The 14,846-nt window shown below is 37.1% G+C and carries 11 protein-coding genes; 4 read left to right on the top strand and 7 right to left on the bottom strand.

The window, feature by feature from the left end:
- Positions 1–257: 257 nt before the first annotated feature.
- Positions 258–1,607, top strand: a complete 1,350-nt coding sequence (locus BTA34_RS04505) for a dicarboxylate/amino acid:cation symporter (protein WP_151434656.1) — start codon at positions 258–260, stop codon at positions 1,605–1,607.
- Between the two features lie 434 nt (positions 1,608–2,041).
- Complete coding sequence (locus BTA34_RS04500; protein WP_151434655.1) at positions 2,042–3,394, top strand: dicarboxylate/amino acid:cation symporter; 1,353 nt, start codon at positions 2,042–2,044, stop codon at positions 3,392–3,394.
- Positions 3,395–3,693: 299 nt separating this feature from the next.
- Here BTA34_RS04500 and gndA read toward each other — a convergent pair whose 3' ends face one another.
- The gene (gndA, locus tag BTA34_RS04495; protein ID WP_069368813.1) at positions 3,694–5,100 is read right to left on the bottom strand and encodes an NADP-dependent phosphogluconate dehydrogenase; all 1,407 of its coding nucleotides are present in this window, start codon (positions 5,098–5,100) and stop codon (positions 3,694–3,696) included.
- A gap of 244 nt (positions 5,101–5,344) precedes the next feature.
- Here gndA and BTA34_RS04490 point away from each other — a divergent pair, with 244 nt between their 5' ends.
- The gene (locus tag BTA34_RS04490; RefSeq protein ID WP_151434654.1) at positions 5,345–6,925 is read left to right on the top strand and encodes a TerC family protein; all 1,581 of its coding nucleotides are present in this window, start codon (positions 5,345–5,347) and stop codon (positions 6,923–6,925) included.
- A 76-nt stretch (positions 6,926–7,001) separates the two neighbouring features.
- Positions 7,002–7,301 (top strand): hypothetical protein, encoded by a 300-nt coding sequence (locus BTA34_RS04485; protein WP_151434653.1) that lies wholly within the window; start codon positions 7,002–7,004, stop codon positions 7,299–7,301.
- 76 nt (positions 7,302–7,377) lie between these two features.
- Here BTA34_RS04485 and BTA34_RS04480 read toward each other — a convergent pair whose 3' ends face one another.
- From BTA34_RS04480 to apbC, 6 genes are all read right to left on the bottom strand, one after another.
- Positions 7,378–8,196, bottom strand: coding sequence for a DUF6708 domain-containing protein (locus tag BTA34_RS04480; RefSeq protein ID WP_265576205.1), 819 nt, complete (start codon positions 8,194–8,196; stop codon positions 7,378–7,380).
- Positions 8,197–8,568: 372 nt separating this feature from the next.
- Complete coding sequence (gene dcuC / locus BTA34_RS04475) at positions 8,569–9,930, bottom strand: anaerobic C4-dicarboxylate transporter DcuC (protein WP_109409728.1); 1,362 nt, start codon at positions 9,928–9,930, stop codon at positions 8,569–8,571.
- A gap of 275 nt (positions 9,931–10,205) precedes the next feature.
- Complete coding sequence (asmA, locus tag BTA34_RS04470) at positions 10,206–12,143, bottom strand: outer membrane assembly protein AsmA (protein WP_151434651.1); 1,938 nt, start codon at positions 12,141–12,143, stop codon at positions 10,206–10,208.
- Positions 12,144–12,189: 46 nt separating this feature from the next.
- Positions 12,190–12,771 carry a dCTP deaminase gene (gene dcd, locus BTA34_RS04465; protein WP_006537532.1) on the bottom strand — a complete coding sequence of 194 codons (582 nt, stop codon included), beginning with the start codon at positions 12,769–12,771 and terminating at the stop codon, positions 12,190–12,192.
- 67 nt (positions 12,772–12,838) lie between these two features.
- A complete protein-coding gene (gene udk / locus BTA34_RS04460; RefSeq protein WP_151434650.1) occupies positions 12,839–13,480 on the bottom strand; it encodes a uridine kinase in 642 nt (213 codons plus the stop codon).
- A 220-nt stretch (positions 13,481–13,700) separates the two neighbouring features.
- A complete protein-coding gene (apbC, locus tag BTA34_RS04455; protein ID WP_151434649.1) occupies positions 13,701–14,813 on the bottom strand; it encodes an iron-sulfur cluster carrier protein ApbC in 1,113 nt (370 codons plus the stop codon).
- Between the last annotated feature and the right edge of the window lie 33 nt (positions 14,814–14,846).

Raw genomic sequence — 14,846 nt, 5'->3', positions numbered from 1 at the left:
GAATAAATTTCACTAATTTCTTATTGCCCTATCAATAACGCTAAAAAATGTACAAGACAGAGATTATTAATAAATTTACTCGTTTCAGCACTCAATAATTTACTAAATAGGTTTTATTTTATTGACCTGAATTAGTAGTACATTTAAGTTAGCATCAATAAAAATACAATAATGTAAAACTTCATTTACAATTCGGTTATTTTCTAACATATAAATAAATATATAAACAATGTACCAATAGGTGCAGGGAAATTTTCATGCAAACTTCAACTAAAAAACAACCACTTTATAAAGTGCTATATGTGCAAGTTATCGTTGCCATCTTACTCGGTATCTTGCTTGGACATTTTTACCCTGACGTTGGTGAATCCTTTAAACCACTTGGTGATGGATTTATCAAAATTGTAAAAATGATCATCGCGCCTGTTATCTTCTTAACAGTCGTCACTGGCATTGCCGGTATGAATAATATGAAAGCTGTGGGTACAGTCGCGGGTAAATCCATGATTTACTTCCTGACTTTCTCTACCATTGCATTAATTATTGGTTTAATCGTTGCAAACGTTATTCGCCCTGGTGATGGTTTAAATATCTCTCCTGCTTCATTAGATGCGAGCAAAGTAGAAAGTTATGTTTCAAAAGCACATGACTCGTCTATTGTTGGTTTCTTAATGAATATCATTCCTGAAACAGTTGTTAGTCCATTAGTTAACGGCAATATTCTACAAGTACTGTTTGTTTCTGTTGTCTTTGGTATTGCATTAGCCTCTATCGGGACTCGTGGCGAGCCAGTTCTTAAGTTCTTACAAAACTTCTCAGAGCCAGTATTCAAAATGGTCGGCATGCTAATGAAATTAGCACCTATCGGCGCTTTTGGGGCAATGGCCTTTACCATCGGGAAGTACGGTATTTCCTCAATCAGTAACTTAGTATTGCTCGTTCTGACTTTCTACATAACTTCATTATTGTTTGTTCTTGTCGTGTTAGGTGCTGTTGCAAAATATAATGGCTTCTCTATTCTCTCTTTAATTAAATATATTAAAGATGAACTTTGGTTAGTATTAGGTACTTCTTCTTCAGAAGCAGCTTTACCTAGCTTAATGCGTAAAATGGAAAATGTAGGCTGTAAAAAATCCGTCGTCGGCTTAGTTATTCCAACGGGTTACTCCTTTAACTTAGATGGCACTAACATCTATATGACCATGGCGGCTCTATTTATTGCGCAAGCTACAGGCATTGATCTTTCATTAACAGAGCAAATCACCCTACTCTTAGTTGCAATGATAAGTTCAAAAGGTGCTGCGGGTGTTACTGGTGCTGGCTTTATTACTTTAGCAGCAACCTTATCCGTTGTTCCTAGCGTTCCTGTTGCAGGTATGGCATTAATTCTAGGGATTGACCGTTTTATGTCAGAATGTCGCGCATTAACCAACCTTGTGGGTAATGCTTGTGCCTGTATCGTTGTTGCTCGTTGGGAAAATGCCTTAGATAAAGAAAGAATGAATGATGTCTTTAGTGGTAGAGCATCAAGCGAATTTATTGAAGAGGCTCCATTAGCGACTATTGAAACTGAGTCTGATAACTCAATTAAAATCCCAGTAAAATAAAAATCATTTTCCATGATCCATAAAAGAGCGCTTATGCGCTCTTTTTTTTAAAATAATCAAACAAAAACAAATAATTAGATAAAATCCCCTTTCTCATTTCTTCCCTTCCATCTTTTTTACATTTAAACCATTTAATTCACCAAAAAATAAAGCCAAATACACATATTCTTAAATAAACATAATAAATTAAAACAAAATATAATTTCATTAACTTATTGATTTATGAAAAATAAATTCCACAAATAGCGATAAATTGAAATTAAATCTATTTTTTTAGATGAAGAGCACAATATTTGATAAAATCAACTTTATTTTATTGACCTGATTTACTCATACCTTTAAGTTACCTGTTACAACAAAATAAATGTAAATAATAATTTACAACATAATGACTTTTTAATTATTCAAATATCTTTCAGTTACAGGGAATTTTTATGCAGACTTCATCCCGCAAGCTCCCCTTTTATCGTGTGTTATATGTCCAAGTAATTATCGCTATCATTCTGGGTATTCTGCTGGGCCATTTTTATCCTGATGTGGGTGGATCTTTCAAACCGCTAGGTGATGGTTTTATCAAAATCGTCAAAATGATTATTGCACCTGTGATTTTCTTAACTGTAGTCACAGGTATTGCTGGCATGAATAATATGAAAGCAGTAGGAAAGGTAGCTGGTAAATCAATGATTTACTTCTTAACCTTTTCGACTATTGCGCTGATTATTGGATTAATAACCGCGAATATTATTCGTCCTGGTGATGGTTTAAATATCTCTCCCGAATCATTAGATAGTAGTCGAGTAGAAATGTATGTCACACAAGCACACAGTTCTTCTCTTGTTGATTTTTTAATGAATATCATCCCAGATACTATCGTTAGCCCATTAGTTAACGGCAATATCTTACAAGTATTGTTTGTTTCTGTGATTTTTGGCCTAGCATTAGCATCAATAGGTTCACGGGGTGAGCCTGTATTAAAATTCTTACAGCATCTTTGCGACCCAGTTTTTAAGATGGTGGGTATGCTAATGAAGCTAGCACCTATTGGTGCCTTTGGTGCCATGGCTTTTACAATAGGTAAATATGGTATTTCTTCTATTGGCAATTTAATGTTGTTAGTGATTACCTTTTATCTTACTGCATTACTTTTTGTACTCGTAGTATTAGGTGCTGTTGCCAAATATAACGGCTTCTCCATTCTCTCTTTAATTAAATATATTAAAGATGAGTTATGGTTAGTATTAGGTACCTCTTCATCTGAAGCTGCCCTCCCCACATTAATGAGTAAAATGGAGCAACTGGGCTGTAAAAAATCTGTCGTTGGTTTAGTTATTCCAACGGGTTATTCTTTTAATTTAGATGGCACCAATATCTATATGACCATGGCAGCTTTATTCATCGCTCAAGCAACAGGCGTTGATTTGTCATTAACAGAACAAATTACGTTACTGTTTGTTGCTATGATCAGCTCAAAAGGTGCTGCGGGCGTTACAGGGGCCGGTTTCATTACTCTTGCCGCAACATTATCGGTTGTTCCTAGTGTTCCCGTTGCAGGTATGGCATTAATTCTAGGGATTGACCGCTTTATGTCAGAGTGTCGTGCATTAACTAATCTTGTGGGTAATGCTTGCGCTTGTATTGTTGTCGCTCGTTGGGAAAATGCCTTAGACAAAGAGAGAATGAATGGTGTTTTTAGTGGCAAAATATCAAGAGAAGACTTTGCTGATGATAAATTAGTCTCTGATAATGTAAATGAAGAACCTCATTATGTAAAAGTCACTGAGCAATAGATTGGACTTTTTCTTAACTTAATTTCTTAACTCAATTTCTTAACTTAATAATGATAAAAGAGAGTGTTTAAATAAATACTCTCTTTTTATTATGCTATTCATTTTTAATTAAAATGCTACTGACAATTATTGTCACTTTAATGGATTAAAATAAGTGTAATAGAAAAATATCTTTAATGACTTTTTAAAGAATACTCATCCCATTTGATACCGCAATATTAAATCTATAAAAAAGGTGCCCAAATTGAGCACCTTTTATTGTTATATTTCAATTAATATAACCGAGTATTTAATCTTTCTTATTCCATCCACTCAGTATGGAATACGCCATCTTTATCAGTACGTTTATAAGTATGCGCACCAAAGTAGTCACGTTGAGCTTGGATTAAGTTTGCTGGTAACACTTCTGCACGATAGCTATCGTAGTAAGAAATAGCTGCAGAGAATGTTGGAGTAGGAATACCCGCTTGTACGCCATAACAAACAACATCACGCAGAGCTTGTTGGTAATCGTCAGCGATTTGTTTAAAGTATGGCGCTAACAGCAGATTTGCAATGTTTGCATCTTCGTTATAAGCATCTGTGATTTTTTGCAGGAATTGAGCACGGATGATACAACCCGCACGGAAAATCTTCGCAATTTCACCGTAGTTTAAATCCCAGTTATATTCGTCTGACGCTGCTTTCAGTTGCTGGAAACCTTGCGCATAAGAGACGATTTTACCTAAATACAGTGCACGACGAACATTTTCAATAAAGGCTTTTTTATCACCAGAGAATGCTTTAGGTGTAGGGCCAGATAATACTTTAGAGGCAGCAACACGTTGATCTTTTAATGAAGAGATATAACGAGCAAATACAGACTCAGTGATAAGAGTAACCGGCACACCTAAGTCTAAAGAGCTTTGGCTAGTCCATTTACCTGTACCTTTATTTGCCGCTTCATCAAGAATAACATCAACAAGGTATTTACCTTCGTCATCTTTTTTACGGAAAATATCAGCTGTAATTTCAATTAGATAGCTACTTAATTCGCCTTTATTCCACTCAGTAAAGGTTTCTGCTAATTCTTCATTAGTTAAACCTAATGAGTGTTTTAATACTGAATATGCTTCTGCAATCAGTTGCATATCGCCATATTCGATACCGTTATGAACCATTTTCACATAGTGACCTGCGCCATCAGCACCGATATAAGTTACACAAGGTTCACCTTCAGCAACGGCTGCAATTTTTTCAAGGATAGGAGCAACTAATTCGTAAGCTTCTTTTTGTCCGCCCGGCATGATTGAAGGACCTTTTAATGCACCTTCTTCACCACCAGAAACACCGGTACCAATGAAGTTAAAGCCTTGTGCTGATAATTCACGGTTACGACGAATAGTATCTTTAAAGAAAGTATTTCCGCCATCGATAAGGATATCGCCTTTATCTAAATGCGGTGTCAATGCAGCAATTGTTTTATCCGTTGCTTCACCCGCTTTTACCATTAATAAAATACGGCGCGGTTTTTCTAACGAATCAACAAACTCTTCAATAGAATAATTCGGAACCAGTTTTTTACCTGGATTTTCAGCGATAACTTCGTTGGTTTTATCGCTTGAGCGGTTGTAAATAGATACAGAATAACCACGGCTTTCAATATTTAGCGCAAGGTTACGTCCCATAACTGCCATACCAACCACGCCGATTTGCTGTTTTGACATGAAAATAACTCCCGTCTGAAAATAAACCTGCCAGTATCAATGTACTGACAATTTGTTAACCTGATCACATAGTAACTCACTCTCTCACTTGGTGGTAGTTATTGATGTAATTGGTATCACAATCTTTTAGACAAAATGAAATTATTCCTCTACTACTGATAATAATTTATTGAAAAATTCCTTCAAATTGCTCATTATTCTCAAGTCGGCATATGCCGTCTTTATAGAAGGTAAAACAAACTGTATGGAATGGATCTTAGATCCGACAATCTGGGTAGGGCTTTCCACCTTAATTGTTCTCGAAATCGTACTTGGTATTGATAACCTTGTTTTCATTGCTATTCTGGCAGATAAACTCCCAGCAAAACTAAGAGATAAAGCTCGTGTAACCGGCTTATTGTGCGCCCTTGTTATGCGGATTGTGTTGTTATTTAGTCTCTCTTGGCTTATCACTCTGACAAAACCTCTTATTACACTGTTTGATCATCCTTTCAGTGCAAGAGATTTAATTATGTTGCTCGGAGGGATATTCTTGCTGTTCAAAGCCACTATGGAGCTTAATGAACGACTAGAAGGTAAAGATCACGACGAAGGGAAACAACGCAAAACGACCAGCTTTTGGTCTGTCGTTGCACAAATTATCGTGCTGGATGCGGTATTCTCGCTTGACTCAGTGATAACCGCTGTTGGTATGGTTGATCATTTAGGCGTTATGATTGCGGCTGTTACGATTGCAATGTCCTTGATGATCCTTGCAAGTAAGCCTCTAACAAATTTCGTCAATAACCACCCAACTATTGTTATCTTGTGTTTAAGCTTCTTGCTGATGATTGGTTTTGCATTAGTTGCCGAAGGCTTTGGCTACGCCATTCCAAAAGGTTACCTATATGCAGCGATTGGCTTCTCTATCATGATAGAAGTCTTTAATCAGCTTGCACAATTTAACCGTCGCCGTTTCTTATCAGCTTCTCGCTCTTTGCGTGAACGTACAGCAGAAGCGGTGCTACGTATTATTAATGGTAAGTCTGAATCTTCTGAATTAGATCCTCACACATCTGATTTAGTCTCCAGTTCAGAAGAAGTGTTTGATCCTCAAGAACGCCAAATGATTGTGCGTGTGCTTGGTTTAAGCCAACGTAATGTTAACAGTATCATGACGTCTCGCCATGATGTTGAATACGTAGACTTAAATGCAACACAAGATGATATTCGCCAATTATTGGAGAAGGAGCCTCACTCTCGTCTAGTGATCACTGATGAACAATACAGTGATGAACCTGTCGGCGTTGTTAATGTTATTCAACTGCTGAATCAACAATTACGTAATGAGCCATTAAACTTACGCTTATTAGTGACACAACCGTTGATCTTCCCTGAAGGTTTATCATTGTTACAAGCATTAGAACAATTCCGTAGTGCGCATACTCACTTCGCATTTGTTGTTGATGAATTTGGCTCGGTAGAAGGGATCGTGACGCTCACTGACGTTATGGAAACTATTGCGGGTAACTTACCTGTTAGTTCTGAAGAAAACGATTCACGTCATGACTTGGTTCAAAACGAAGACGGCTCATGGACTGTAAACGGTTTTACACCACTTGAAGACTTAGTACTCTATGTTCCAATCAAACTGGATGAAAAACGTGAGTATGAAACCTTAGCTGGCTTATTAATGGAGCATTTACAACGTGTTCCAACCGTTGGTGAGAAGATCCTTATTGATGGCATTGAATTTGAGCCATTAGAAGTGAACAATCATCGAATTAATAAAGTTCGAATTGTAGAGCCTAAAACTGACGATAATGAGGACGTGGACGAAGCGTAATCTCAATTAGTTCTCTAAATATCCGCCTTTATGGCGGATATTTTTTATCTGAAGACTACTATGTCTACTGAAAAATATGCATACCAATATCATTGTTAAAATCGTTTGGTTAACCTCTATTGAGGGAGGAAGACAATCACCCCCACCTTTAACTGGTTTTTATTATCCAACGACTCAACTGCCTAATGAGCCAAATAGTTGGAGCCTTGCGATTGAAATCACTCACACACAGCAAGAGTCTGAACATTGGATAAGTGAGGGCTATATGCAGTTTCTTGTTGAACATGCTCCTCATCACTTATTAGAAGAATTAGAAAAAATTGAAATTTATGAAGGCTCTAAAAAAGTTGCAGATATTTTTATTCGATTTAAATAATCATCTAATTCATAAATTAAATATCGTTAGGCGGGAAACAGATAATAACGTTGATGAAACGTAATATAGATTATTTTTAATAAAATGCTTTCCAGAGATCTTTAGGATTTGTTTTTTCGTTTAAGATATAAGGATCATGAGCATCTATTTTACACTGCGCTTCTATTTCCTCTGGCCAAATAGGACGACGACTGGTTAATATTGCAATATAACGTGGGATACTAATAATAAAAATAATTGGAGACATCAATGGCATTAAAATTTTTAACAGCCCTTTAAATAGCGTGCTGACATAAAAGAACGTAAATCCATAACTCTCTTTTTTATTGGCTATGGGCAAACAAAACTCTACTTGCTGAATAAGATGTTCCGGACCCTCTTCCATATAACGGCGAATAAACTCCCAATGATATTTTAGCAATTCAAAATTACCCGTGGAGGCAGGAAGGCAAAAGGTATCAATAATGGTTTTATTATCATCAGCAAGCACATGACCACTAATATAATAGTCATTTTTCATACTCTTTGCGTAATCAAGCCCCGTGGTAAAAAAGACTTTTCCCCAAGGCACGGTAATAATAGAGCCGTCAGTGCGAAAAGCGTAAACCATCTGATTTTTACGATCAAAACGTATGGGATAATGTGTCCATGCAAACCATTCTGTTTTCAATAAAGAGAACATAAAGAATCCCATTGCAAGGAATAAAGATCCCATAGTAATAACATATAATATAGTTCCTTTAGTAAGTTGACTAAAAAAAATAAAATGTATAATGATCCATAATACGCCACCTAAAAATGCCACAGTACCTAAGGAAGAAAAAAGACTCACAAATCCTTTTGAAGAATAATATTTATCCACCATTTCAAGATAATGAGAATTTATTGCAATCACTTTAATATCAGGGATTAATTCCTCATTTTCTAAATCAATACGGCTATTTTGATCCAGCTTACCGGCTATTTCTTCATTATTTAATGGGCGATTAAGCTTAAATAAATCACAATCAAAATTAAATATAAGTTTTGATATAGAAGTAATATTTAATTCTATGGAGACAACTTATAGTATAAATATGGTTAATTACTCAATGTGCGTGTAAAAACACAAGCATTAAATTTAATTATCTATTTATGAATGTTATGAGATTATATCAGGTAGGTTGCTTTTAATTTTATCCAATAAAAAAAACGGGCTTTGTTTTGATACAAAGCCCGCCAATAAAATTTAAAACAATAATTTCAGATTAATTCAATACGATGAAAATTAACCTAAAGTACTTGGTACAAGAATTTCAGTAGCAACAATGACAATAACAAGACCGACTAACACAGGTACAGAAACACGTTTCATCACTTCGAAAGGTGAAATTTTTGCCATACCTGATACCGCAACCACAACACCAGAAACGGGTGATAATGTACGACCTAAGTTTGAAGCTTGTAACATTGGAATGGTTAAATAAGCTGGGTTAACACCCATATTGCTTGCTAAACGAGGAATTAATTCAACGAACGCATAGAATGGTGCGTTACCAGAGCCAGTAGTCATTGCCGCTAACATCGTAATTAATACCAGTGCAATCATCATCACAATCGCACCGGAGCCTAATGACTGAGCACCTTCAATTAATGCATTGATAAAGCCAACGGTTGTTAAACCTTGAGCAAATACCCCTGCTGCGACTAATAACATCACAACTTGTGCAAATGCGTCTGCCATACCGCGGTAAGCTACTTCTAAACCTTCAAAAACTTGTTTTGCGCTAAAGCTACGAATAAATTCGATAACAGCCGCTAAAATCATACAGATAATAATAATGGCAACAATATGAAGCTCTGGTAACCATTTACCATCAAAAACAAGAACACCGATAATTGGCGTGAAAGGCAAAATTGCATAGAAACTTGGTGCGTGAGTTTTGATCTCATTCACGTCTAACATTTCTGTTTCGATATGCTCTTTACGGTCAAGATAACGCTGCCAGAAGAAGTGAGCAATACACATACCAATAATTGCAGCAATGGAAATAGGCAACGTGGTTTTAAATGCGAAATCAATCAGTGGCATTTGAGACGCTTCAGCAGCTAAAATAACATCACCTGATGTTGGTGCTAAAATAATAGAAGCTGGAGACGCACAGATTGCAGCCGCCGCTCCGCGGCTAATTCCCATATTCACCATAACAGGGAACAGCGTTGCCATTAATAACACACCTAGCCCTGTTGCTGATGAAACAGCCAGTGACATCAAACATGCAACGATATAAGCCGCCACCATCAGCAGATAAGGTGAATTAATCATTTTTAGTGGGCGTGAGGCTAATTTTACAACAACATCATTAGCACCAATATGCGTCATATAAGAGGCAAAACCACAAAGTATCATGATCATCATACCTAAATCGCCACCACGGCTCATTAGTAGATTTTTCACATACTCGACAATATCAATTAAACCGTAGCCTGTTGCAGTCGCACTCGCAGGTAAAACAGCCCTTCCCATAATTACGCTGATGATCAGTAATAACAGACCACCCGTCATTAAAACACCTGTTGGTGAATAGCCTTTTACGATATAACGTCCAACACCTACGGCAACTAAGGCGCCGATAAGAATTTCAATCATTTATTTATCCTGTCTAAAATAGTCATTTATAAAATGAAGTTTTTTATTTTTATCATCATTTTTGCGTTTAGTGCGATTGACACACTCTGCCCAAAGGCAACGTTGCAGTGTATGACATATATCAAAAAAAACGACTATTTTTTTGTATATACATAGCACGAATGCTTACTTTTCATTCAAAACATAAATTAAATGATAGATATAAAGCAAAAAGCACACAATTATCAAAATAGTGTGCTTTTATTAAGAATGTGATGAAGTTAAAAATCGTGAAACTAGATTTTCTTCAATAGCTGATTAAGCGCCTTTACTTCAGGGCTTTCAGCATCTTGTTTATTTAGCCAATTATCGATAGCTTGTTTGGCTTTTTGCTGTAATTGATCGCGCAATAATTTTTCAATATTAAGTTCATATTGAATAGCATTCCAATCACCATAAAGCCTTAGTGGAATTTCAATTTTAGCCAATTGGCGGATAAATTCGTTTTCTTTGCCCCAACCTTTTTTGATATTAACAAATAACATCACATCAAGATCATGGCGTTGAAGATCTACTTTGCCCTGCCCTTTAATTTGATAAGCCTCTGCTTGAGCATCAAGTGAATTAACGGTTACTTTTCCTTTTGGTGCTAACTTAAATTGGGCAATCACATTATCTGCTTGGGTATAACTTTCGATATCTTCAGGGTAAATCACTTTATCTGTCGCTTGAGCGACTGATTGCTGAATAACCTGTGGTACATTTAATCCCTGCATTTTAAATTGGGTAACAGAGGTATTAAGTGTACCTTGCCAATAATGATAAAAAGCTTTTCGGTTATATCCCGTTCCTTCTAAATTCCCTTTTGCTGAAATTAATCCACTGAAATTTTCAGGTTGATTAAAGACACGCAATAGTGGCTGTAATGGAATATTGTTCATTGTGATATCCATGCTGATATGCGCTGGCACAATGCTTGTTGAGATAACCGTTGGCAGTGAAAAATCACCTTGAAGGATTTGTCCTGTTAAGGTTTGAATATTCAGTGAATTAGGGTTATTTAACGCATCAAGTTTAAAATTGTTAATTTCTAAATCTTTATAAAGAAGCTTATTCAGGGCTAATTTCAGGGTAAACTCAATATCACCCCAATGCGTTAAATCATATTCTTTATTTTCAATGGTAACTGAAGTAATAATCGGTTTTGCCATAATAGTGGCATTCGGTGCGGGTGCAGCATAAGCAGAGTTAAATAATGAAAATGAAGAAGATGCTGAATTCTTTATAACAGGTGTTGAACGTGCCGTTTCTGTTATTTTTGTCGGTGCTAATTCAGGTAATAGTGTATTTAAATTTAACACATCACCGCTTAATTCAGCTTGATAACGTGTTTTTTTATCAAATTCAGCGCTAATACGGCCTTGTAATTGGCTGTCGTTTGCCGTGAGATTTAAATTATCAAGAGATATCGCCTTGATATTGCCATTTTTAATGGTGAAATCAGAGGATAATCCCCCTGAGATCCCATTTTCAGGAAGCTCAGTACCAGACAAAATATAATCTAGCTGTGTAATTTTGCCGTTAATTTGATAAGGGTAAGCGCTCATATCCGCATTAGCGTTAACATTAAGCGTTACCTCACGACGGTCACGATTCACTTTCGTGCTCATCTCAAGACTAACTTGTTTTTTCTCGTCTGTTTTCAACGATATATCAATATCACGTAAATTAAGTTGCTCACCGTCTTTCATTTGCCAAATAATTAAGCTGTCTGAAATTTTTACTTTGGCGATGTTCAACTGCCAATTATTGGCTCTAGGTTCGACAACTGGGCGAGAAATATCGCGAGGAATAGAAGTTGGTGATACTTTAGGAATAGCTTTACTTTCAGGTGTTTGGCGAACTACGGCACCTTTAAGCATGACTTCTTTTACTTCAAGTTGATGAGAAAGTAGCGGTAATAACTCAACATCAAGACGCATATTATCGGCAGTAATAAAAGGCATTTCAGCACCGGGTGCTGTCAATGACATCTTACCACTGATAATGCTTAACTTTGGCCACACATGCCAACGCATATCATCTTGTAATGTGAGTTTATAACCGCTTTGTTTTTCAACCCTTTCAACAAGGTATCCACGGAAATCATTCGGGTTAATGAGTAAAACTAACGCTGTTAAGCCTGCCAAAATAACCACAAGCAAAATAGCCAGTGTTGTCAAGAACCTTTTCATATAATTACCCGCTTAATGAACATGATAATGACGATTATAAAGATAGTTAATCTTCACTAATCCGACTACCAACAGCACCTTGTTGATTTTTATATTTTGCATCTTGACGACGATTATAAGGTCTATCAGCAGAACCAGACATAGGTTCAAAGCTTAATGCACCAATAACCATACCCGGTCTTAATGCGAGAGGAAGTTTACCTGAATTAAAAAATTCTAATACGATTTGTCCATGCCAGCCAGGATCAATGCGATGAGCAGTAACATGCACCATTAAACCTAAACGAGCTAATGATGAGCGTCCATCTAACCATCCAACAACATTATCAGGCAAAGTGACGGATTCAAGTGTCACCGCTAACGCTAATTCACCGGGATGCAAGAAAAATGCTTCACCTTCAGGTAACACAATTTCATCACTCATTACACGTTCTAGTGCAGCGTTTACTTCAGCCTTAGGACCACTCAAATCAATATAAGCAGCAGTATGACCTTGGAAAACACGAAATTGATTTCCTAAGCAAACATCTGCTGTTGCGCCGTTAATTCGCTCGACGGGCGGGCGGGGTTCAATGACTAATTTACCTTCATCCAGCCACTGAATAATATCACGGTCGCATAATCGCATTTTATTTCCTTCTTCAAGTTAAACAGGCAGTTTCATCATGCATGAAAGCTGCCCACAAATGAACCTATTATTCGCAGAACTGCCCAATTTTTGCTTTCAGAATATCAATCGCAACGCGGTTTTTCCCCCCTCTAGGTACAATAATATCGGCATATTGTTTAGAAGGTTCAATAAACTGGAAGAACATAGGACGAACGGTTTTATTATATTGTTCAATGACTGAGTCTAAGCTACGTCCACGTTCATTCACATCACGTTTAATTCTGCGCATTAAGCAAATATCTAATGGCGTATCAACAAAGATAGAGAAATCCATCTCTTCACGCAGGCGTTTATCTGTTAATAACAAGATGCCTTCAATAATAATAACTTTTTTAGGTTGAAAAGGAATGGATTCTGCTTTGCGAGTGTGAGCAACGTAGTCGTATTGAGGGAGTTCGATGGTTTTTCCTGCTTTTAGTTCACACAAATGCTGATATAAAAGTGCGTGATCCATCGAATTTGGGTGGTCATAATTGACCTTATATCGTTCTTCCATCGTTAAATTACTTTGGTCACGATAGTAACAATCTTCTGGTATCACCCCGATATTATGATCACCTACTTGCGCTCTTAATTCGCGGTAAAGTGTACTTGCAATAAGACTTTTACCCGAAGCAGATGCTCCAGCGATACCTACAATTGTGCACTGATGTGCTGTGTCAGCCATAATCAAAAACCTGGTTTGAAATAAAAAGAGGGATAACGTAATAATATGTAAATATTACGCTAGCGCAGATTATAGTTTTGAAATCACTCTGGTTCCAGCGTAAAACCAGAAATCTATTCGTTTTTTATCAAAAACAGTCGGAAATTGCATGTAAAAAATGGAAAGCCAGATGGCTCTCCATTTAAATCAGCAAATAATTCAACGTATTTTTTTACTGTAATTACACTGCGCGGAAAGAAATTTCCGTTGGGATTGCATCACCATCCCAATACATTTGAGCAGATACTGTTGACGCGATTTCGCGATAAATATCAGCAAACTCGCCTTCAGGATCACGCATTACTGTTGGTTGCCCGCGGTCTAAGTCTTCACGTAAAGAGATATGAAGAGGAACTTGACCTAATAATTGGCAATGATACTTTTCTGCCAATTTCGCCGCACCACCTGTACCAAAGATAGGTTCAAGGTGACCACAGTTACTACAAATATGTGCGCTCATGTTTTCAATAATACCTAATACAGGCACATTGACTTTCTTAAACATGACGATCCCTTTCATCGCATCCACCAGCGCGATATCTTGTGGCGTTGTTACCACAACCGCAGCGGTTACAGGGATATTTTGCGATAAGGTTAGTTGGATATCACCTGTTCCCGGTGGCATATCGATAACCAGATAATCCAAGTCAGGCCACAGCGTATCTTGGAGCATTTGCATTAATGCTTTGCTCGCCATAGGACCACGCCATACCATTGCATTATCATCTGTAACTAAATAACCGATAGAGTTAGACGCTAAACCATAAGCCATAATCGGTGCCATATGTTGTCCATCAGGAGACGTTGGACGCTCCATTGTGGTACCCAACATATTCGGAATAGACGGCCCATAAATATCAGCATCAAGAATACCTACTTTAGCGCCTTCTTGTGCAAGCGCTAATGCAAGGTTAACTGCTGTACTTGATTTACCAACGCCACCTTTACCAGAGCTAACAGCAAGAATATTACGTACACCATTAACGCCCGGCAGATCATTTGCACGGCGTAAGGTTGAAATATTGTGCTTGAGTTTCCATTCAATGGCTTTTGCACCAGTGATGTTGCGAAGTTCAGATGTTTTTTCTTCGATTAGGGCTTGGAAAGGCTTTTTCCAAACAAATGGCATCACTAACTCGATATGAAGAACATCGTCAATCATCGCACATTGATGTAATGCTTTTAGAGAAAGCAGATTACGCTTCAATGTCGGGTGTTCAAAAGTAGACAAGACACCTGAAACTTTTTCGTTCAGAATCTCAGGGGTGGTCTGCTCGGGGGATTTATCACTCATCCCGGCTCCTCTCGTTTTCATTATTTATTAAAT

Origin of the sequence: Proteus sp. CD3 (assembly GCF_008808075.1) — a bacterium.
GTDB lineage: Bacteria > Pseudomonadota > Gammaproteobacteria > Enterobacterales > Enterobacteriaceae > Proteus > Proteus appendicitidis.
This window is presented reverse-complemented; position numbering and strand designations above follow the sequence as displayed.

What these genes read in the sequence shown, in the direction of transcription:
- BTA34_RS04485 (WP_151434653.1), top strand. Translation starts at nt 7,002, where the DNA reads ATGCATACCAATATCATTGTTAAAATCGTTTGGTTAACCTCTATTGAG.
- dcuC (WP_109409728.1), bottom strand. Translation starts at nt 9,930, where the DNA reads ATGATTGAAATTCTTATCGGCGCCTTAGTTGCCGTAGGTGTTGGACGT.
- gndA (WP_069368813.1), bottom strand. Translation starts at nt 5,100, where the DNA reads ATGTCAAAACAGCAAATCGGCGTGGTTGGTATGGCAGTTATGGGACGT.
- BTA34_RS04505 (WP_151434656.1), top strand. Translation starts at nt 258, where the DNA reads ATGCAAACTTCAACTAAAAAACAACCACTTTATAAAGTGCTATATGTG.
- dcd (WP_006537532.1), bottom strand. Translation starts at nt 12,771, where the DNA reads ATGCGATTATGCGACCGTGATATTATTCAGTGGCTGGATGAAGGTAAA.
- BTA34_RS04500 (WP_151434655.1), top strand. Translation starts at nt 2,042, where the DNA reads ATGCAGACTTCATCCCGCAAGCTCCCCTTTTATCGTGTGTTATATGTC.
- BTA34_RS04490 (WP_151434654.1), top strand. Translation starts at nt 5,345, where the DNA reads ATGGAATGGATCTTAGATCCGACAATCTGGGTAGGGCTTTCCACCTTA.
- apbC (WP_151434649.1), bottom strand. Translation starts at nt 14,813, where the DNA reads ATGAGTGATAAATCCCCCGAGCAGACCACCCCTGAGATTCTGAACGAA.
- udk (WP_151434650.1), bottom strand. Translation starts at nt 13,480, where the DNA reads ATGGCTGACACAGCACATCAGTGCACAATTGTAGGTATCGCTGGAGCA.
- asmA (WP_151434651.1), bottom strand. Translation starts at nt 12,143, where the DNA reads ATGAAAAGGTTCTTGACAACACTGGCTATTTTGCTTGTGGTTATTTTG.